Here is a 21,094-nt window from a genome sequence, read left to right on the forward strand (position 1 = left end):
CGCCGATGGTACCTGGCCCACGGGCCCGGGAGAGTAGGTCGCCGCTGGATTCACGGAGCCCCTTGCCTTAAAGGCGAGGGGCTCCTTTTTTTATATACCGCTCCACTTCGTTACGCTCTCGCGACCACAGCCGGTCGATACCGGCTGCTTGTCGCTCACGGCCCCCTGCCCAGTAGGCAGGGGGCCTCTTCGTTTTTACAGACCGCTCGGCTCCATTATATCGTGCATGCGTGGCCCCGCCTCGCTCTCGCCGCCACGGCCTGTCAGTACAGGCCGCTTGCGGCTCACAGCCCCTTGCCGCAAACGCCCGAGGGGGCTTTTTTTTATACGCATTCCTCGCCCGCGTCATGCTGAACTCGGTTCAGCATCGGCTTCTTGTGCCAGAGCCGTTGCCCGGATTGCACGGGGTTTTAGGGGCGGAGCCATTAGGCGAGAGGGTAGCGCGCAACGCAGTGCAAGCGAGGGGGAGGCTTCCCCCTTTCTCAATATTTTTTACTTACAAATTAATACAGAATGGAATATTCCAATCTGGAACTTTGACAATCTGTCCATTGCAATTTTCATATTGCATTGGTTTTTCGCGTGTGCGAATTATACTTTGATATCAGGTTGGTAACGCGATTAAGCGCTCCGTTTGGTATGCGAGGTGTGTTATGGAAAACAACGAAATCAAAATCAGGAAAGTCGGTCCCATCGTCGAAACGATCTGGGGCGTCCTCATTTTAGTATCGAGTCTTGTTCTGCTTTTTGTAGGCGGCTAGCGCGAAGGCCACACGGTCTTACGACTTCCAGAGCGAAGGAATCGGGCTGTGTGCGTCGTAGATGTCTTCGGCGTCGCGTAGCGGTTCTGACTTGCTCTTGAGCGGAAGCATGCGGTGTGCGTCTTGGTTTGCGGTCGAGTGATTAGCGACCGCTTTCTTGTACCAGCGCAGAGCCATGTTATAGATTCTTGCGTGTTCCAGGATTTTTCCGATAGCCACATTCAGGTTTGCAAATGTTTCGCTATCGCTGTCGCTGAATTTTGCAAATCGGTCGAATTCCTGTTCCCAGTATTCAATTTCTTCATAGCAGGGCGGCACAGCCGACTCTGCTATGTTTATTTCTTCGACCATGGCGGTAGAAAGCTTGGGATCTGCCTTCACGATATTCTGGATGGCCAATGCGAGCTCCCTGCGGCCTGTTGCAGTCGCAATCTTGAGCCAGGGGGCATAATAGCGTGCCATGCCGTAAAGGGCGTTCATGCGCTCCAGGGATTCATTTGCACATGCGCAGCCGGCGGCCTTTGCCTTCTTGTACCATTCGGCGGCGTGGGCGTATTCGCCTGCGTTTTCGCAAATCTGTCCGAATTCGTTAGCGAGAGTTCCGTTTGCGGCTTCCTGCAAGGCGGCACTTTCGGAAGCGGTGGTGTCGCCGATTTCAAATTCGTTTGCCTTCTGGTACATCTCGTAGCAGGCTTCCAGTGCTTTTGCCTGTCTGAAATATTGGGCGAGCGCAAGAGCGAGCTGTTTGGTAATGGGCGGATTCTGTATGGCGTATCCGGACCATTCCTCGACTTCGCCGGCGGGCGGAACGGCAGTAGTGTCGTTGCCTGCATTCACGGTGTCGGCATGTCCCTTGGCCTGGTTGATTTTTTCAAGGGCCTTGAGGCCTGCCGGTGTAGAAGTATCCGGAGCGGGTGCGTTTACAATGATGTTGAGCAATGCGCGTGCAATGGAAAAGTGTCCCTGGTTTTTGGCCATGACAAGTCGGCTGTAGTAGCTGGGGATGTTCGATGTATCCAATTGCATTTTGCCCTCTTATAAAATCTTTTGCGTTATGCTGCGATATCTGCATAATAGAATTTTTTTTATTTCTTTGCAAAGCGGGAAAAATGAAAAATGTCATATTTTGTACTTTACAGAAATCTATATTGTGACGATATAAGAGATGTAGGCGTTTAAAGAGGTACTTAAAGTGAAATTGATTCATACGGCAGACCTGCACATCGGAAAAAGCGTGTGCGAGCATTCGATGCTCGACGAACAAAGGCATATCTTGGCCGAAATCTTGAAAGCGGTAGAAACGGAAAAGCCCGAGGCCTTGCTGGTTGCAGGCGATGTTTACGACAAGTCGGTCCCTTCTGCCGATGCGGTTGCCGTGCTGGACGATTTTTTGGTGAAGCTCTCGAAGACTGGCACGAAGGTTTTCGTGCTGAGCGGTAACCACGATTCCGCGGAACGCCTCGCCTTTGGAAGCAGGCTCATGAATGACCGCGGCGTATACATGTCGCAGGTGTATTCCGGCTCCTTTGCGCCTGTCACGCTCAAAGACGGTTCGGGCGAAGTCGATGTGTGGCTGCTTCCGTTTGTGCGCCCAGCCGCAGTACGCGCGTACCTCAAGAGCGACGAGGAACGTGACGAAGTTGTTGACTATACCTCTGCCATGCGTATGGCGATTGCGCAGATGAATTTTACGCCGGGGCGTCGCAATGTCCTTTTGGCGCACCAGTTCGTGACCGGTGCGGAACGTAGCGATTCCGAAGAAAACGTAGGCGGCCTCGACAATGTGGATGCATCTGTTTTCGAAGGCTTCGACTATGTGGCGCTCGGGCATATCCACAAACCGCAGAATGTGGCGCTCGATGCGGCCGGAATGCCCCGCGTGCGTTACAGCGGTACACCTCTCAAGTATTCACTGTCCGAGAAGGATCATAAAAAGTCCTTGACGGTTATCGAGCTGGGCGTGAAGGCGGATACGGGTCTTTCTGAAATTGCAGTTCGCGAAATTCCGCTTACGCCGATGCATGACGTGCGCGAAATCCGCGGGACTTTTGCCGAACTCGTGTCGCCGGATTTCCAGCGGAAGCAATTGGCCGACGGACTCAAGCTGGACGATTACATTTACGTCAAGCTGACGGATGAAAATGACGTGCCCGATGCCGCCTTGAAGTTGCGCGGCATTTACCCGAACCTGATGATGCTCGATTACGATAACGAGCGTACCCGCAATCAAAAGATTACGGTAGGCGAGGGCAAGGTGGAACAGAAAACTCCGATGGAGCTTTTCTCGGAATTCTTTACGGACATGACCAAGCGCGAAATGAACGAAGAAGAATATGAATTCGTGCGCGATATGATTGACGGTATCTGGGAGGCTAAATGAGACCGACTAAACTGATTATTTCGGCTTTTGGCCCTTACGCAGATCGCACGCTTATCGATCTGGAAAAGCTCGGTACGAGCGGATTGTACCTGATTTCGGGCGATACCGGTGCCGGCAAGACGACGATTTTCGATGCGATTACGTATGCCCTTTTCGGGCGTGCAAGTGGCGACAGCCGCGACGATGCGAAACTGTTCCGTTGCCTGAACGCAAAGCCTGAAACGAAGACGGAAGTGGATTTGACGTTCGTGTATGCGGGCAAGGAATACCGCATTGTGCGCAATCCCGAATACATGCGCCCCAAGGCCCGCGGCGAGGGCTTTACCAAGGAAAGTGCTTCGGTTACGCTGTACAAGCCCGATGCAAGCGGCAGGCAAAGCCCTACGAGCCCCTCTGTGAGCAAGGAGAAGGATGTTGCCGCTGCCGTGCAGGAAATCATCGGGATTGACCGCGACCAGTTCACTAAAATCGCGATGATCGCCCAGGGCGATTTCATGAAGGTTTTGCTTTCGTCGACTGATGAACGCAAGAAGATTTTCCGCAAGATTTTCAAGACGGACAAGTTCAACGCCCTGCAGGATGAACTCAAGAAGCGTGCTAGCGAAATGGATAGGCAATGCAGCGACAGCGAATCGACTGCATGCACGATGATTGCGCAGTTGCAGTGTAGTGAGGAATCGGCGCAAGCGCAGAATCTGGAACAGGCGAAGAACCTGGCCGCAGCAAGGCAGGTCGCCGACTGGCAGGGCGTTTGCGACTTGGTGCAGGCGATTCTTGACGAAGACAGTCTGTCGTTTAAAAATGTCCAGGCCGAACTTGATGAAAGCGCCAAGAAACTTGCCGGCATGGATAAGGAACTTGGCCGTGCGCAGAATATTCAAAATACGCGTGATGCGCTCAAGAAGGCAAATGACGAACTGGAAAAGATCCTGCCTTCGCTCGTTCCGCTGAAAGAAGCGAAAGCGGCTGCCGAAAGCAAGCAGCCGGAACGTGACAGCATGCAGGAACGCATTACGACGCTCAAGAATTCGTTGCCGGAATATGATAAACTGGAATCCTTCCGCGGTGAAGCCCTGAAAAAGGAAAGTGCTATCCAAAAGACGGAAACAGAGCTGCAGAGGAATCGTCAGTCTGTCGAAAATACTAAAGCTGTTATTACCAATCTCGATAAGGAATTGTCGGAGCTTGGTGATGTGGGTGCCAAGAAGCAGGAACTGATTGCGCAAAATGATAAATTTAAAGCAAGGCAAGATGACTTGGTGAAGGTAGGCAAAAGCGTCAAGGAATTGTCTACGCTTGGCGAGAAATTTGAAGAGGCGAAAGAGGCGTATCTTGCTGCCGATGGCGACTACCAGAAAATCAGTGACGATTACGAAGCGAAGAATCGTGCCTTCTTGAATGAACAGGCGGGAATCATTGCCGAGACATTGGTGGAAAATGAACCATGTCCGGTGTGTGGTTCTACGCACCATCCGCATAAGGCCTGCAAGTCGGTAGAGGCTCCGAGCCAGGCCGAATTGGAACAGCTCAAGAAGGCGGTTTCGGAGGCTGAAACGAAACGCAACGAAAAGAATGCGGCGGCTTCGCAGGCGAAGGGAAAGTTCGAAGAAAAACAATTGGCGGTGCAGACGCTTGTGCAGGAACTTTTTGGCGAGTGCACTCTGGAAGAGGCGCGCGAACGCGGCAACACGGAGTATGCCGAAAACCGTGACAAGATGGCGGCGTTGACTTCGGACATTTCCAAGGAAGAAGAGCGCGAAAAGCGTAAGGCCTTCCTCGAAAAGAATATTCCTGAAAAGCGTGCGGAACTGGAGAAATTGCAGTTGACTGTAACGGATCAGGAAAAAGAAATCTCGGGCTTGAATGCCGAGTTGACGTCGTGCAGGAATACTATCCGGGAATTGCTGGATAAGCTTGCTTTTGAAAGCAAGGCTGCCGCTGAAGCGCAGGTTCGCGAAATGCAGGCGGCGCTCGACAGCTCCAAGCGCGAACTTGAAACGGCGACCGCCAAATTGACCGAATGCGAGACGCGCGTAAATGAGTTGAAGGCACGCAAGGATACGCTTGCATCTCAGCTGGAAGGCGCTCCGGAATTCGACCTTGTCGCATTGCAGGCGAGTCGCGACCAGGCCGCCGAGGCGCACAATGCGCTTGCGCATTCGCAGAATATTATTTCTGCCCGTCTTGTGGGTAACAAGAGTGCGCTCGAACAAATCGGCAAGACGGTCGGTGCGCTCGGCGAGCAGCTTCGGAGACGTGCCTGGATCAGGAATCTGTCCGATACCGCAAACGGCGGGCTTTCGGGCCAGGGCAAGGTGATGCTTGAAACCTATGTGCAGGCGTCCTACTTTGACCGCATCGTGAGTCGCGCAAATATCCGTTTCCGTCTTCTTTCGAACGGCCAGTACGAACTGGTTCGCCGCAAGGATGCTGCGAATAACAGGAGCCAAAGCGGACTTGACTTGAACGTGCTTGACCATTCAAGCGGCAAGGAACGCGAAGTAAAGACTCTCAGCGGTGGCGAAAGTTTCTTGGCGTCGCTCTCGCTTGCGCTTGGCCTTGCCGACGAAGTGCAGAGTTATGCTGGCGGAATCCAGCTTGATACGATGTTTGTGGATGAAGGCTTCGGTTCACTTGACGAAGAAGCCCTGAAGAATGCGATCAACACGTTGCAGAATCTTGCGGGCGATAACCGCCTCGTGGGCATTATCAGCCACGTGAATGAACTCGAACACAGGATCGAAAAAATCATCCACGTGAAAAAGGATGAAAACAAGATCAGTCGCGTGACGATTGAAGCGTAATTTGAATTCCGGATTATCAAAAAAAAGCGGCTCGCTTTTCGCGAACCGCTTTTAATTTGTTTGTAGTCCGTTCAATCCTTAGTCGGCGAGGCGGAGCGGCATCAGCAAGAAGCTGAAGCCCATGTCGTCGCCAACAGGTTCGATGATGCAGGCACCGATCGGGGTGTTCATCTTGAGCACCACTTCTTCGCTCTTGCACATGCCGAGGATTTCGTAGAAGTAACGGCCATCAAAGCCGATGCTGAAGCTGCCTTCGCCATTGTGGGTCACGGCCAAAGCTTCGCGGGTTTCGCCACCGACATCCGGGTCAGTAGCGGAAAGTTCCATGTTGTTGCCGTCCATCTGGAAGCGGATCTGGTGCGTACGCGGATTGGCCATCGGCAAAATACAGTGGACCTTATCCAACAGTTCGGTAGCGTTGGCCTGAACGGTGCGTTCGAAATTCTGCGGAATCACGGCGCGGTAGTTCGGATACGGACCTTCGATAAGCTTGGAGATAATCTGCGTTGCGCCGATGCGGAACAGCACGTGGGTTTCGGTGGTGCAGATTTCGACGGAGTCTTCGTTCTTGGCGAGGCGGAGCACGAGCTGGAGCACCTTCGGGAGAACGATCACGCCGGATTCAAGATTTGCGCCTTCCTGTTCGATGCTTGCGCGGCCCATGCGGTGACCGTCGGTTGCGACCATGGAGATCTTGCCATCCTTGGCTTCCATGAACACGCCGTTCAGGTTCTGGCGGGTGTTGTCGGTAGAGACGGCAAAGGCGGTCTTTTCGACCAGGAATGCAAGTTCGCTTGCGGCAAGCGTAAGGGAGTTGCCTTCGACTTCGGGGAACGGCGGGAAGTCGCTGGCGTCGAAACTCGTAATGGAGGCTTGGCCCTTTTCGCTCCACTTGATGCGGGTCAAGTGATCCTGCACGTCGATGCTTACGTTTTCGCAGCTAGGCACGAGGGCCTTAACGAGGTCGGAGAACTTGCGGGCGTTGATTAAGGCTTCGCCATCGCGTTCGCCTTCGACTTCTAGCTTAATCCTCACACCGAGGTTCAAGTCGGTAGCGCAAATTTCGAGAGTGTTTCCTTCGAGACGCAGCGAATAGTCGTTAAGGATTTGCAGGGTGGACTTATTGGGGATGGCGCTGATAGCAATCTGGAGCGCTTCCTGCAATACGGATTTCTTGATATTGAACTTCATTTATGCGCCTCTTTGGATAAGCATGGTTCCGACAAAGAATATAACGGCAATAGCACCAAGGACGGCAATGATCTTCGGGTCCAGGGCATTGGCCTTTTTGGGTGTAAATTGCTTCGCATTTTGTTTTGCGCGTCTACGATCGCTACGACTCATAGATATTCTCCATTTTTTATACGCGTAAAAAACTAATTTTTTTACGGACAAAAGGAATTAAGCATGGCTGAAAAAACGCTAAATAAGTTAAAAAATACGGCATTGAATTATGCGTCCACCGCCCTTTTGAGGGTGGAATTGGCTGCCGAGGAATCTAAACTCAAAAAACACTTCCAGGCTCTCGGACAAAAGCTCCACGGGGCCGTTCGCGATGATCTTTTGAATACTATCAAGGACGATCCGTCGGTCGTCGAAATCTTGGGCGCGATCGAAGAAGAAAAGCGCGTCATCGAATCCTTGCGCAACCGAATCGATAATCCAGGGTCTGAACGTGAAGAAGCTTGAGGTCCATGTATTCCCGACCAAGACCACGTCGGGCAAAAGCTACGAGTTTTCGCTGATTGGTGCCATCGTTGCCGTCGTGGGCGTGGTGGCTGCCATTTTGGGATTTATCCTGTTTTCGCCGGGCCAGATTTTGGACAACATAACGAGCGGGAACGTCACCAACGTCTATAAGCAAAACGCTGCCATTAAAAAGGAACTTAAAGAAATCCGTGCCTCGGTCGACGAATCTATTTTAAAGGCCGAAGAAACCCGCGTGCTCCGTGACAGCGCCCTGATGGTGGGCGGCCTTGGCTTCGTGCTCGAAAATGTCACTGCGATGGACGATTCGATTTTGCAAAAACGCAAGAGCGTGAACGAAGTGGAAATGACGTTCAAGAAGTTCTTGGCGGCCCTGGAAAGCGATTCCGCGGCTGCCGAAAAGATTCCGGTGCTGCACCCCATGCGTAACAACCATGCCGTCAAGAAGCGCTTTGAAATCGTCTACGACCCCTTTACCGACAGCGAACTTCCGCACAGGGGAATTGACTACGTGGCAGCCGAAGGCGATACCGTCTTTGCAACCGGGGCAGGCTCCGTGAGCGAAGTCCGCAAGCATCGCGGTTTTGGCCTTGCGGTAAAGATTGACCATGGCCATGACGTGCGCACCTTCTATGCCCACTTGGGTCAGGCCTTGGTAAAGCAGGGCGAACACGTTCACCGCGGGCAGCCCATTGCCTTGATTGGCGAAAGCGGTACGCAGTCGAGCATTGGCCTGCATTACGAAGTCCGCATCGATGGCATCTCCATCAATCCGGAAAGTTTCTATTTAACGAGATAGCGTTAATCGGCAAAACGGTTTAAACCGTTTTCGTGGTAGAATTCCACGTCCGAAAGCACTTGGTCGACCCAGCTCTTAGTAAGCGGCGACTTGCTCCAGTTTTCGGGCTTGGAATTGATTTCAGGATCCGGGTAGAATGTGGCCACGGCGTTTTCTTGGCTCACGCCCACCTGAAGCATTTTGCCCAAGCGTTCTGCCCCGATAAAAATCTGTTCGATTCCTTCGCCTTCCTTGAGCGAAAGAATGCCCTTGGAATCTTTGCGCCCGCGGTAGCTAAAGTTGAAATTCGAGACATGGCGTATCAGCGACATCAACAGGGCCGGATCCAGATGGTGGATTTGCGCTGCCTCCATCACGGGGAGAGCCGTGAGCTGTTCGGTGTCCCAGGGTTCGCCGTTGTATGTCACGACGAGCGTGTGGCTAGAGCCTTCGCTCACGATTTGCATCTTGTAGCGCTTGCCCAATTTTTTCTGCAAAAGCCTGTTGAGTCGAATGGCCCTGTTCTTGAATTGCTTGTAGCCGTTCATGGTAAAATAGAGCGTGTCGTCCAAGCGCGTCACGATAGGGGTGGTGGGCTTTTCCACAATCTCGTTGTAGGCGCCAATTACCAGCGGGAGCACGTAGGCGAGTTCCGGTTCCGGGTGCTGCATGTTGCAGTCGTTGTCGACCTTGAGTACCTGCAGCGAATCCAATTTCATGACGGCGACAGCCGCATAGTCTTCGAACAGGCTCCTTTCACTGATCCGCGTTTCGACGGATTCGGGAATCATAAGATACGTGACGACAATAGCTGTAACAAGCGCTACACTTACAATAATGGTACGCCAGACCCTGGGGGCTTTGAAAATCAATTTAAGCCAGCTACGTACCCTGGGGCTTTTCCCAAGGTAGATTGCCAAGAAGGCGAAAATGATTGTCCACAGGATAACGAATATCACGGATTACATTATAGCAAAGCGCGCAAATTCTATCTTTGGGGTATGCTGGATCCCTTGAAGAATATCGTGGTCATTGGTGACCGAATCTTGATTAAACCCCTTGAAGCCTCGAACAAGACCGGGAGCGGACTTTATTTGCCCCCGAGCGTTCGCGAGCACGATGCCGTGCATACGGGTTTAGTGGTCAAGGTAGGTCCCGGTTACCCGCTCCCTGTGACTCAAGATTCTGACGCCGTATTCCGCGGGGAATCTCCGGACGAAGTCAAGTACTTGCCGTTGCAAGTCAAAGAAGGCGACGAGGCCCTGTACCTGCATGCCAACGGTCATGAAATTGAAATCGACGGCGAAACCTACGTAATCATCTCGCAGAACGCCGTGCTCATGGTCATGCGCCAAGACGTCCCCGACGACGTCTCCGGAATCGAGAACTTATAACTTCCACTTATCCTTCGCCGCTTCCAATTCGGCGGACACCTTTTCCCAATCTTCGTAGAGCTGGTCGACTTTCTTCTTGTTGTCGTCCATGTCCTTTGCGATGGCGGTAATGGCGTTGCCGTCGCCGGTTTCGGAGGCGGTCACAAGCTTGGCTTCAAGTTCACCGCCCAAGGCTTCGGCCTTTGCGATATCTTCTTCGAGCTTGGCGAGTTGCTTTTCGAGCGGCTTGATAATCTTGCTGCGTTCGGCGATGTAGTCGGCGCGGGCCTTGCGGTCTTCCTTGGCGCGGGGAGCGCTGGTGGGCGCATCCGTTTTCACGTCAATGTTGGAAACCTTGATGTTGGCCGATTCGGAACCGCCCGGTTTCTTTTCGCTGGCCCAGCCGACCTTTTCGAGGAAGTCGGCGTAGGTGCCTTCGAACACGCGGCACTTGCCGCCATCGAATACCACGAGCCTTGTAGCGAAGGCGTGCAGCAATTCTTCGTCATGGGTCACCACCATCGCTGTGCCTTCGTAATCTTCGAGGGCGTCGATCAGGCTTTCGATGCTTTCCATGTCCAGGTGGTTCGTCGGTTCGTCAAGTAACAGCATGTTGCAGGGGCTTGCCAAAATCTTTCCGAGGAGTACACGGCTACGTTCGCCACCGCTGAGCACCTTCACCTTTTTGAGGGCGGCATCGCCGCTGAACATCATGAGGCCTGCAAGTCCGCGGGCGCGGCTCTTCTGTGCCACTTCTTCGATGGCCGCGGCGATTTCTTCTTCAACGGTGTTGTCGAGGTTCAGGCGGTTGATATTTGTCTGGCCGAAGTAGTTGATCTGCAAATTCGGATTGTGGCTGATTTCGCCGGAGGTCGGCTGCAGTTCCTTGGCAATCAAGTTTAGGAGCGTCGTTTTACCGCGGCCGTTCGGACCGATGACAGCGATGCGGTCACCCTTGAAGACTTCCATGGTGAGGTCGGTGATGAGTTCCGGGCCTTCGCCATAGGCAAAGTGCAGTTCCTTGATTTGGAGCATGCGCTTGCCGGGGAATCCAGCTTCGGTAAAGCTAAAGTCGAGGTTCCTTTCGTGGGTGAGGCGCTCGCCAGTAGCAAGCTTTGCCGCCGCCTTAATCTTGGATTGCACCATGGCGGCCTTTGCGGCCTTGTAGCGGAAACGTTCGATGACCTGTTCCAGCTGCGCCTTCTTTTTCGCCTCGTTTTCTTGCGTGCGCTGGGCGACTTCTTCTTCTTCGGCAATCGTTTCGCGGAGCTTTTCTACGGTGCCCTTGACCTTGCGCATCTTGTGGCGGTGAATGCCCACCGTGTGGGTGCAGACCTCGTCCATAAAATGGTGGTCGTGGGTAATCAAAAGGACTTCTCCCTTCCAGCTGCGCAAAAAGCGGCTGAGCCAACGCATCGACACGATGTCCAGGTAGTTGGTCGGTTCGTCGAGCAATAGCATGTCGGGTTCAGAAGCCAAGACCTTTGCCAAGTTCAGGCGAATCTGGAAACCGCCCGAAAGGAGCGCGGGGCTCTTGTGCATGGATTCTTCGTCAAAACCCAGACCGAACAGAATCGCTTCGACTTTATGCTCCTCAATCCAGCCGTCTTCATTGGGCTTGAGCACGCTGCAGGCTTCTTCGTGAACCGTGGCGTGCGTAAAGTTCAAGTGCTGTTGCAAGTAACCCAGCGTGTATTTCTTGGGAATGTCGATGCTTCCGCCGTCGATGCATTCCTGGCCGAGAATCATCTTGAAAAGGGTCGATTTACCGCAACCGTTGCGGCCCACAAGGCCCACGCGTTCGTGGTCGCCTACAAGCATCGAGGCGCCGTCAAGCAGCACCTGCTCACCAAAAGACTTCGAAATGTTCTGAATCTGAATCACGGGGATAAAAGATAGAAATATAGTAGGAAGTAGACAGTGGACAGTAGGCAGTAGGGAGTAGAACGAAGGTTGCTCATGGTTAAGAGGGAGGGCGCTTGCCAAATTCCTTTCAGAATTATATTTTCAGATAAAGAGCGGGTTTTCCGCAAAAAGGAGTTTGATGATGACCAAGAAATTCTATTCGATTGCAGTGCCATGCGCGTTTGCCATGGCATTCGGCCTTTCCGCCTGTTCCGACGATTCTTCCTCGGGTGCAGACGCCAATATCGATACCGGCGACGAAATCAACATCCCTATTTCGGATAAAGTATCTAGCGCCGCGGACAAGGGTGTTTCCAGTTCCTCGAAGATTGATTCGATTAAGGTAACGAAGAATGATCCTGACGAGTCGGATGCTGAATCCAGTTCTTCTACAGCAAAGAATTCTCCGGAGTCTTCTGCAGAAGCAAAATCGAGTTCTTCCGAGGCTTCCGCAAAAGAAGACATGGGCTTTATAAACGAGGGCTGGCGCGAAGACTGCCTCGCTAAAATCAACGAATACCGCGCTACCGAAGACTTGAAACCGCTCACGCTCGCTTCCGAAGAAAAGCAGACTTGCGCCGACAAGCAGTCCGCTGACGATCTTAAGACGAACGAAGCTCACGGCCATTTTGGCGATTGCGGCGAATTCGCGCAGAACAGTGGCCCCAATTTCAGTGGTAGCTGGCAGAAGAACGCTACTGCCGTTGCCGAATACTATCTCAAGATGATGTGGGAAGACGAAAAGGCCAAGGCCGAAAAGGGTGTTACGGAATACGCCCAGATCGGTCACTACCTGAATATGAAAAACACAAGCTACACCAAGGTCGCTTGCGGAATCACCCTTTCTGAAGATGGCAAAAAAGGCTGGTTTAACGTAGACTTCTTCTAGTCTTTCTTTTTACCGGTCTTAGGCTTATTTTTCTTGACGTAATCCAGACCCTTGCTCCTGTCGGCGGCAAGGGCCATTTTTTGTTGCTTGAGAAGGTCGATATAGAGGTTGGCGCCTTCGTTAAGGTCGATCCCTGCGGCGTCGAGCATATTAAAGAATAGCATGACCGAGGGAATTCTATTGCCTTTTCCGAGCTGTCTTATGTATTCTCTGGAAACATCGCAGAAAAAGGATATGTTCTTCTGGGTAGTCTTCGTCCTCAAAAACGCAATAAGCTCTTTTACAGCATTTTTGTGGACCTTCTCATCGAACATATTTCAATTGTAAAAACGGAACCACGAAAAATGTGCCAACTATAGTTGGCGTTATTAAATAAAAAAATGCTTTATATGAAAAATTTATGTTTGCCCGGGGGCGCAATAAATTATATTGCCTCATTGTATGAGATTGTGTATTATCGTTCTTTTTTCAGTTTTGGCCCTTTTTGCAAAGGATATCGCATGGAAAACCGATAAGTTCCTCGGTGAACCCTTCAAAATGCATGAATTTGAGGCGGAGAACTTTCATGCAACGCTTGTCGGTTACCCATTCGATTCCGTAAAAGATTCTGTATCATTACGTGTTCCCAAAGCTGCTGTTCTTTACATACACGGGTTTAATGATTATTTCTTTCAACAGGAACTTGCTAAACAGGTAGATTCCGCAGGCTATTCCTTTTTTGCAATCGACTTGCATAAGTACGGCCGTTCATACCGCTCGGGCGAAACCATAGGGGAGCTTCGCGACATTTCGGAGTACTATGCCGAAATCGATTCCGCAATCTCCATGATTCGTGAAGCCGAGGGCGATTCGGTTCCGTTTGTGTTAATGGGGCATAGCACCGGTGGGCTTATCGCCTGTCTGTACGCTGCAGACAGGCAGAATGGCGCGGGAATCGCAGCCGTTGTCCTGAATAGTCCATTTCTCGAAATGAACTACATTTGGCCTGTGCGTCGTTTAGCCGTCCCCGTGCTTTCTGCATTGGGGGGCGTGTTCCCGGATATCGGTGTCCCGCGTAGCGAAAACCTGAACTACGACAAGAGCCTGCACAAGTCCGAGGGCGGAGAGTGGGATTACGACCACAACCTTAAAGTCCCAGGTAGCCTGCCAATCGATTTGGGATGGCTACATGCGATTCACCAAGGGCATGTCCGTGTCCAACAGGGTTTACACCTCATGCCTCCAGTTTTGGTGATGCATAGCGGGTGCAGTTACCGCGATGACGACTGGAGCGAGGAATATACCTACTGCGACGGCGTGCTGAATGTGGAACATATCCATGAATACGGAGCCAACCTTGGCCCGAATGTGAAGCTCGAACAAATTGAGGGCGGCCTTCATGACCTTATTCTTTCGCATAAACCTGTCCGTGACACCGTTTATCAAAAGATGTTTGATTTCTTGGATAAGAACGTGAAATAAAAGGCGTCCGGATTATTCCGCCCGTCTGCCCTTTACATCCACTTTATGACGTAGCTTGCGCAGTTTCGGCTGCGCATTTTTGTTGCCCTTGGCGATGGCGGTTGAGCCGCCCACGTCGGTAACTTCGATTTCTTCGCTTACAAGCCAGGAATCGTTGTCGTTTTCGACCTTGATGAGGGCCTTGTACTTCCCTTTTTCGGTGAGCGTGAGCTGTTCCTTGTCGGCGCCTTCGATCAACTTGCCGTCTTTGTACCAGTATACACCGTATGGGGCACTTGCTTGCAGTGTCGACATGTTCTGGGTTAAAGTCGGCTTTGCCATGGTAATGTACTTGTTCACGATTTTGGCGAGTTCCTGGGCGCCATTGGCATTCGGGTGGACGCTATCGGCAAGGAACCAGTCCGGAGTCTTGAAAAGCGTGTGCAAATCGATAATGTTGACGCCTTTTTCGATCGCCGTTTCCTTGATGAGCGGATTGATATACTTGACGATCGAGGTGTCCATGATGCCCCATTCCACGTTGTTGGAATAAGGCTGCAGCGTGGCGTAAATTTCGGGGTTTGTGGGCAGGTGCGCAAAGGTGTCGAGCAGGTCCTCGTAAGAGGGCTTCAACATGTCCACCGTGACATTGTAGTAGGTAAAGAAGAATAGCTTGCTGTCATTGGTGCCAAGCTCGATCACTACGATGTCGGCGGGGAAGGCGAGCGCTTCCTTGATTTTTCCCTGTACCCAGTAAGATTCACCGCTTTCCTTGTAGAACATCTTTCCCGATGTCCCGAAGTTTGCGACGGAATCGCCCGGCTGCATCAGGTCTTGCAAGTGGTCGGGGTATTTCTTTACGCCCCAGTCAATGCCGTAGCCCTCGGTAATGCTGTTGCCGACGCAGGCAACATTGGCGGCAATCGCGCTAGATGCGGCCAAGGATACAGCCAAAGATATGACTTTTAATTTTCCAAACATCCGAAAACACTCCTTTATGCTTTAAATATAAAAAAGCCCGTCGGCAAAGCCAACGGGCGTTTCTCTCAGCTTAAGAAAAATTAGTACTTGCTCTTAAGAACTTCGGGGCATTCCACTTCAGTGTAGTTGTGGGTCGGATTGCCTGCTGCTTCCATAAAGTTAGCAAGGAAGAGGCAGCCCTCCTTGGCCTGCGTGTCGCTACCGAAAGAGGAGTTGCACTTTTTAATAAGGCATTCCTTGCGCTTGCTGGTGACATCGCCTGCAGTACCGGCTTCTTTTTCGCAATCGGTCAAAAGTCCGCCGTATTGGGCGCCCTGAGATCCCCAGTTGTAGCCGGAGGTACCATTGTAAAGGCCAACGCCGCCGCCCGGAATCATCACGTCGAACTGGCCCTGGTTCACGTCGGCACCGATGTTTGTGACCATGACGATGAGCTTCTTGCCTTCGAGTTTCTTATGGTTGCCCTTGGTTTCGTACTTGCCCTTGCCGGTAAAGGTAAGCTGGAAGCACTTACCGCACTGGCCACCGTTAGATGCAGGAACTGCTGCAAAGGCGAAACCGATGTTGTCGCAACCGTCAATCGTGAACGGAATCTGGCTTGTGCAGGTAGCGGCGCCACCACCGCTACAGACACTCTGTTCGTCGTAATTCGTGCTAGCCGTTTTGCCGTCTCTGCTGCACTGCTTTGCAGGGCCTGCGCTACCGGCGTTGTTCTTCCAGGAACAGCTCGGTTTGCAACCGTCCCAATAGCGGCTTGCAAAGCCGGAGCCGCTTGCGCCACCCTTAGTCTTGATGGTCGGGCAACCCGTTGTGACAACTTCTTTGCTGCTGGAAGATACCGGCTGGACGCTAGAAGAGGATTTTGCCTGCTGGCTGGAGCTGGACTTTGCCTGCTGACTAGAAGAGGACTTGGCCTGCTGGGAGCTGGAAGATTTCTGTTGTTGCTGGCTGCTGGAAGACTTGGAGGTGCTTCCGCTGCCGGCCTTGGTCACGGTAAGCTTGAATTCGTAATCCTTGCCTTCGACCTTGAAGAATTCGCTCACTTCGCCGACTTCAAAGTATTCGGGCACGGTGATAGCCTTGACGGTATAGGTGCCGTTGCTGTAGCTCGTTTCGAGGAAGTAGGCGTTCCAGGAGAGGCGAGACGGTTCGTTGGAAAGACCGCTGAACTTGATTTCGCTGGTAGATGCCTTCTGGGCAACCGTCTGGGTCAAGCTACCGGTAATGGTAACCTTTCCGTCGGTAATGGTGGTCTGAGTAGCCGAAGAGGAGCTTGCGACCTGCTTTTCTTCAGAGGAGGAGCTCTTGTCGTTGGCTGCGGTTTCGCTGCTGGTAGCCGGCGTTACGGTGCTGCTGGAAGAAACCGTCGGAGCCACGTCTGCAGACGAAGTCGGGGTTTCGATCGTTGCGGAAGAAGACGGCGGCAAGGCCATGGAGGCTGTTGCACGGGTAACGATAGTGAGGTTGTCCAGAGCGATGTTGCTCAAGATGATGGTGGAACCGTCGGCGGCAATCATGTTGCCCGTCGAATAGGTCTCATCGGTAAATACGAATGTCGCGACCGGATTTCCCTTGAGGTCCGTCACGATACCTGCGGGGTAGATAAGGTAGGGCTGGTCGGCATTGATGAGCCAGCAGGGATCGTCTGCCGGCACGGCACTTGGATCGTTTTCCGAAGGTTGAAGAGCGTTAGGATCGAGGTTGCCGATAACGTCAGTAGCTTCATCGCTACAGTTCACGAATGCCAGAACGGATCCCAGGATCAGCGCGGACTTCAGGAATTGGTATTTCATAAGTGTCCTCAAATAAAACTAATGAGACTTTCATTTGAAAGCCCTTCCAATTCCATCCGGCGCAAAAGATAGTTTAATTGTCTAGAAAATTCACGTAAAAAATTGAAAGTCAATCAATTATGCGATTTTGCTCACAAAAAATAAGGCCCCGGCGCTTGCCGGGACCAAAAGTTTCTGCGTTTTGGCACCTATGGGATTAGTATTTCGACTTGAGTGCCTGCGGGCATTCCACTTCCTTGTAGGTGTGCATGGGGTTACCTGCCGCTTCCATCCAGGTTGCCAAGAAGAGGCAGCCTTCCTTGGCTTCGGTGTCATTCGCGAAGGCGCTGTTGCACTTCTTGGTAAGGCATTCCTTGCGCTTGGAGTATACGTCGCCGTCATAGCCGACTTCCTTTTCGCAGTCGCTGAGGAAACCGCCGTATGTCGTGGTATTGCTCGGGATATTCCAGCCCATCTGCGCGCATCCGTTAAAGGCTCCGAATCCGCCACCCGGAATCATCACGTCAAACTGACCGCCGGCTACATCGTAGCCGATGTTCGATGCCATCACCACAAGTGTCTTGCCCTGGAGTTTCTTGTGGTTATCCTTGGTTTCATACTTGCCTTCGCCCGTAAAGGTGAGGGCGAAGCACTTGCCGCAGGTGTTGTCGTTACCGGGAGTTGCCGCGAATGCGTAGGCCAGCTTTTCGCTTACGATAATAGGAATCTGGCTGGTGCAGGTGGCGCCCTGTCCGCCTTCTTGGCAGATATTTTTGGTGCTGTTGTTGTCTATGACAGTCTTTCCACCATTGGCGCTGCAAGTCCTAGCCGTGCCGCCGTGTGCGGGTTGTGCGCAGTGAGGCATGCAGCAGTCCCAGTAGCGGGTTGCCCATCCTTGCTGGCCGCCTGCACCTGCGTTGAGGTACTTGGCTTCTTCTGCAGAGGCGTTGGTATTGGTGTTCTGCGAGCTGCTGGACTTTACGCTGCTCGAAGACGGGGTGACGGAGCTAGAAGATTTTACGACAGAGCTGCTCGACTTGGGCTGCTGCTGGGAAGAGGAGGACTGCACGCTGTTGGAGGACTTGGCCGTGCTGCTGGAGCTTTTTGCCGTGGCGCCACCGCTAACGGTCAAGACAAAGGAGAATTTCTGTCCGCCGATAGTGATTTCTTCGGTTGCCTTGGCCTGGTCCCAGTAATCGGGCACATTGCCTTCCAGCGTGTAGGTCTTGGCGTTCTTGTCGTAGTTTGCTTGCAAGAAATGCAGTGTCCAGCTTCTTTGCGGTTCCGATTCTACGCCGCTGAAGGTGACCTTGCTGATAGATCCGCCCTTGGCGACGGTCTGGGTCAAGTTTCCGGATACGGTGATATTGCCTACGGTCTGCTGTGTATTCGAGTTGCTGCTCTGGCTTTGCTTCTGGCTAGACGAGGAATTTGCGGGATTGTTCACGCTTGAAGAAATACCCGGCTGCACATCGGCGGAAGATGTCGGCTGCACGTTAGCCGAAGATGTTCCCGGCAGATCCGTTGCAGAAGAGAGCCCCGGCAGTACGCTTGCGGAAGAGAGCGGGTCGGGGGTAGTTGTTGCATTTGCCGAAGAGGTCGGGGTGCTTGTTGTCGCCGAAGATGCGGGAATACTGGTGTTACTTGCCTTGACTTGTTCAAGCGTGGTGATTTCCAGCAAGCTTACGTCAATGTTGTCGACGATAGGAGTGCCGTCCGGGGCGGTGATGCTTCCGGTGTGGCCGTCTTCGTTGAACGTGATTGTTCCGACGACGCTGCCGTTAGCGTCGGTTACGATGCCTGCAGGATAAATCAGGAGGTCTTGTCCGATATCGAGAAGCCATGCCACATCATTGGGCTGTACCTGTTCGGTTCCATTATCGGCGTTCAAATTGTTGTTGATTGCGTCGGTTGCTTCTTCGGAGCAATTGACAAAAGCCAAAACTGCGCTCAAGGCCAGTGCGGACTTAAGGAATCGGTTTTTCATAAACATCCTCAAACGTGTTGAAAATAAGACTTCCGTATCGAAAGTCGCTCCAATTCCATCCGACCTATAAAATAGCTTATTCAGTCCCAAAAAACACGTAAAAAAAAGTAAGTCAAAAGGGAAGTTGATCAGTTGAAAAAAGCCCCGGCGGTTTGCCGGGGCTAAATGTTTCAGAATTTCACGCTAGTGGATTAGTACTTTTTCTTGAGAACTTCGGGGCATTCCACTTCCACGTAATTGTGTTCGGGGTTGCCTGCTGCGTTCATCCAAGTGGCAAGGAAGAGGCAGCCCTTCTTGGCTTCTTCGTCGCTGCCGAAGGCCTTGTTGCACTTTTCGGTCAGGCAACTTGCCATTTTACCTGCGTTGTAGTTGTGTTCCTTTTCGCAGTCGGAGAGGAGGCCGCCGTATTGTTCGCCTTGCGCGCCCCAGCCCATGCCGGCGCAACCGTTGAACTGGCCTACACCGCCGCCCGGGATCATGATGTCGAACTGGCCTTGGTTCACGTCGCCGCCGATGTTGGTGACCATGACAATAAGTTTCTTGTTCTGGTTCTTGAGTTTCCTGGTGTTGCCGTTCGTGGAACTATAGTGGCCTTCGCCAGTGAAGGTCAACTGGAAACACTTGCCGCACTGGCCACCGTTAGAGGCCGGCACTGCAGCGAATGCAAAGCCGTATTCATCGCAGCCGTCCACCGTAAACGGAATCTGGCTTGTGCAAGCGGCGCCTGCACCGCCGGAGCAGACGCTGCCGCTACCGTTGCCAATGGGGTTCTTGCCTCTGGAATCGCACACCTTGGCTTGGCCGCCGTGTTCGGGCCATGAGCAGTGGGGCATGCAGCAGTCCCAGTAACGGGTTGCCCAACCGCTACCGGTTGAGCCGCCACTTTTGACCTTGATAGCCGGGCATCCGCCGCTTCCGCCGTTAGAAGAACTGCTCTTTGCAGAGGAACTGCTGGACTTGGCGGAACTCGAAGAGGACTTTGCGGCAGAGCTGGAAGACTTGGGCGTGCTGGACGAAGAATTCGTTTTCGAAGAGCTGGAGTTGCCCGGATTGTCCACAGAGCTAGAAGAGGTAACGACAGGGCCCGGACCCGGATTGTCGTTGCTCGAAGAGCTTGTGACGGGAACAGGAACCGGTGTCGGATTCAAGTTTGTGTTAGGCTGGTAAATGTTGAGTTCGGCCAAGTCGACGTTACCGACGAGAACATTGCCTTCCAAGTCGACAATGTCGCCGACAGTCGTGGGGTTGCCGTCAGAATCGGTCTTGAAAACCATAGAGCCGATCGCTGCTCCAGAACCGTCCGTAACGATATTGACACCATGCTGGTTCATGGGGTGAATCACGTAGTTCTTGTCGGCGTGTAAAACCCATGCCGGTTCGGTGATAATTGTCGGAGACAGAATTTCAAGTTCGGCGAAATTGACGTTTTGTGCAATAATGGTCCTTTCGCTGTCCAAGGCGACAATCAGGCCGGTAGCGATATCGGCGAGTGCGACCGTATCGCCGGCCTCGTTGGTCACGAAGCCGTAAGCGTCGATGATATAGTTCTTATCACCGTCTCTATACAAAAAAGAGGGCTGGGTAACAATAATGGGGTTATTGCTGTTATTGTTGTTGTCGGCATTGATCACGGCGTCGTCGCCGCAATTGCAAATCAGGGCGACCGCTGCTGCCGACAGCAATAGCGTAAAAAGTTTCTTCTTCATAAAATCCTCATGCTCCCATAAACACTCAGAAGTACAAAATAGTTAAAAAAAGAGAAATTCAATGTAAAATTATGTAGTTCAATATATTAGTGTTCCTCGGCCGTTCCAAAGTGTGTGGAAAAGTTTACAAGTGAACCAGGAATGTAAATTTTTGTTGCGTAAAAATCTTTTTACAAAAAAGTTGTTGATAAGTTGAAGTGGTTGTCGGGCCGGGGTATGGCGGTGTGTTTAAATTGTTGATAAGTTGGAGTTTATGTAGGATTAAAATATTGAACCCTTGAATTTAGGCTAAAAACGCCATTTTCTGTAAAAAGAGGATTAGGCCTTACGTTGACTTCCTGAAGCCCGAAAACGCCTCGAGAATGGCCGAAATCTGCGTTTTTGAGCGAAAAAGCAAAAAAAAATCCTTGAAAAATTCCTTGATTTTGCTAAATTTGTTCGGCAAAATTCGCAAAGTACCGCTTCCTATGCTTTGCGAAATAACCGGAATGTACGTTTAACCCGCGTCGTTCCTAGGATTCGAAGCGATAAACCTTCTGCTGAAGAAGAGGAAAAAATGGCAAAAGAACATTTTGACAGAAGCAAGCCGCACTGCAACATCGGCACCATCG

17 protein-coding genes are annotated in these 21,094 nt (G+C 52.1%); 7 read left to right on the forward strand and 10 right to left on the reverse strand.

The window, feature by feature from the left end:
- Positions 1-779 precede the first annotated feature (779 nt).
- Positions 780-1,787: a hypothetical protein gene (locus B7989_RS13685; RefSeq protein ID WP_088629028.1), complete on the reverse strand. Its 1,008-nt coding sequence runs from the start codon at positions 1,785-1,787 to the stop codon at positions 780-782.
- A gap of 166 nt (positions 1,788-1,953) precedes the next feature.
- Here B7989_RS13685 and B7989_RS13690 point away from each other — a divergent pair, with 166 nt between their 5' ends.
- Positions 1,954-3,141 (forward strand): exonuclease SbcCD subunit D, encoded by a 1,188-nt coding sequence (locus tag B7989_RS13690; protein WP_088629029.1) that lies wholly within the window; start codon positions 1,954-1,956, stop codon positions 3,139-3,141.
- Positions 3,138-5,945, forward strand: coding sequence for an AAA family ATPase (locus tag B7989_RS13695; protein ID WP_088629030.1), 2,808 nt, complete (start codon positions 3,138-3,140; stop codon positions 5,943-5,945). Before B7989_RS13690 ends, B7989_RS13695 begins: the two co-directional genes overlap by 4 nt.
- 78 nt (positions 5,946-6,023) lie before the next feature.
- Here B7989_RS13695 and dnaN read toward each other — a convergent pair whose 3' ends face one another.
- Entirely contained in the window at positions 6,024-7,136 is a 1,113-nt protein-coding gene (gene dnaN, locus B7989_RS13700) for a DNA polymerase III subunit beta (protein ID WP_088629031.1), read from the reverse strand.
- Positions 7,137-7,289, reverse strand: a complete 153-nt coding sequence (locus B7989_RS14050) for a hypothetical protein (RefSeq protein ID WP_158212934.1) — start codon at positions 7,287-7,289, stop codon at positions 7,137-7,139.
- A gap of 63 nt (positions 7,290-7,352) precedes the next feature.
- On the opposite strand from B7989_RS14050, the gene B7989_RS13705 reads away from it, so the two are divergent.
- On the forward strand, positions 7,353-7,634 hold the full coding sequence (locus tag B7989_RS13705; protein WP_088629032.1) for a hypothetical protein: 282 nt from the start codon (positions 7,353-7,355) through the stop codon (positions 7,632-7,634).
- Positions 7,621-8,451 carry a M23 family metallopeptidase gene (locus B7989_RS13710; RefSeq protein ID WP_088629033.1) on the forward strand — a complete coding sequence of 277 codons (831 nt, stop codon included), beginning with the start codon at positions 7,621-7,623 and terminating at the stop codon, positions 8,449-8,451. Before B7989_RS13705 ends, B7989_RS13710 begins: the two co-directional genes overlap by 14 nt.
- 2 nt (positions 8,452-8,453) lie before the next feature.
- Here B7989_RS13710 and B7989_RS13715 read toward each other — a convergent pair whose 3' ends face one another.
- Entirely contained in the window at positions 8,454-9,221 is a 768-nt protein-coding gene (locus tag B7989_RS13715) for a hypothetical protein (protein ID WP_088629034.1), read from the reverse strand.
- 210 nt (positions 9,222-9,431) lie between these two features.
- Here B7989_RS13715 and B7989_RS13720 point away from each other — a divergent pair, with 210 nt between their 5' ends.
- The gene (locus B7989_RS13720) at positions 9,432-9,824 is read left to right on the forward strand and encodes a co-chaperone GroES family protein (protein WP_072801417.1); all 393 of its coding nucleotides are present in this window, start codon (positions 9,432-9,434) and stop codon (positions 9,822-9,824) included.
- On the opposite strand, the gene B7989_RS13725 is transcribed toward B7989_RS13720, so the two are convergent.
- The gene (locus B7989_RS13725; protein ID WP_088629035.1) at positions 9,819-11,687 is read right to left on the reverse strand and encodes an ABC-F family ATP-binding cassette domain-containing protein; all 1,869 of its coding nucleotides are present in this window, start codon (positions 11,685-11,687) and stop codon (positions 9,819-9,821) included. The genes B7989_RS13720 and B7989_RS13725 overlap by 6 nt on opposite strands.
- Before the next feature lie 160 nt (positions 11,688-11,847).
- Here B7989_RS13725 and B7989_RS13730 point away from each other — a divergent pair, with 160 nt between their 5' ends.
- The gene (locus B7989_RS13730; protein ID WP_088629036.1) at positions 11,848-12,597 is read left to right on the forward strand and encodes a CAP domain-containing protein; all 750 of its coding nucleotides are present in this window, start codon (positions 11,848-11,850) and stop codon (positions 12,595-12,597) included.
- Here the strand turns inward: B7989_RS13730 and B7989_RS13735 are convergent.
- Positions 12,594-12,911: a hypothetical protein gene (locus B7989_RS13735; protein ID WP_088629037.1), complete on the reverse strand. Its 318-nt coding sequence runs from the start codon at positions 12,909-12,911 to the stop codon at positions 12,594-12,596. The genes B7989_RS13730 and B7989_RS13735 overlap by 4 nt on opposite strands.
- Positions 12,912-13,038: 127 nt before the next feature.
- Here B7989_RS13735 and B7989_RS13740 point away from each other — a divergent pair, with 127 nt between their 5' ends.
- Positions 13,039-14,058 (forward strand): alpha/beta hydrolase, encoded by a 1,020-nt coding sequence (locus tag B7989_RS13740; RefSeq protein WP_088629038.1) that lies wholly within the window; start codon positions 13,039-13,041, stop codon positions 14,056-14,058.
- Positions 14,059-14,070: 12 nt separating this feature from the next.
- Here the strand turns inward: B7989_RS13740 and B7989_RS13745 are convergent, their stop codons facing one another.
- From B7989_RS13745 to B7989_RS13760, 4 genes are all read right to left on the reverse strand, one after another.
- Positions 14,071-15,018 carry a GDSL-type esterase/lipase family protein gene (locus B7989_RS13745; protein ID WP_088629039.1) on the reverse strand — a complete coding sequence of 316 codons (948 nt, stop codon included), beginning with the start codon at positions 15,016-15,018 and terminating at the stop codon, positions 14,071-14,073.
- Positions 15,019-15,098: 80 nt separating this feature from the next.
- On the reverse strand, positions 15,099-16,811 hold the full coding sequence (locus tag B7989_RS13750; protein ID WP_233144438.1) for a glycosyl hydrolase family 5: 1,713 nt from the start codon (positions 16,809-16,811) through the stop codon (positions 15,099-15,101).
- 196 nt (positions 16,812-17,007) lie between these two features.
- Positions 17,008-18,777: a glycosyl hydrolase family 5 gene (locus B7989_RS13755; protein WP_233144439.1), complete on the reverse strand. Its 1,770-nt coding sequence runs from the start codon at positions 18,775-18,777 to the stop codon at positions 17,008-17,010.
- Positions 18,778-18,968: 191 nt separating this feature from the next.
- Positions 18,969-20,483: a glycosyl hydrolase family 5 gene (locus B7989_RS13760; RefSeq protein WP_088629041.1), complete on the reverse strand. Its 1,515-nt coding sequence runs from the start codon at positions 20,481-20,483 to the stop codon at positions 18,969-18,971.
- Positions 20,484-21,094 lie beyond the last annotated feature (611 nt).

Origin of the sequence: Fibrobacter sp. UWB5 (assembly GCF_002210295.1) — a bacterium.
Taxonomy (GTDB): Bacteria; Fibrobacterota; Fibrobacteria; order Fibrobacterales; family Fibrobacteraceae; genus Fibrobacter.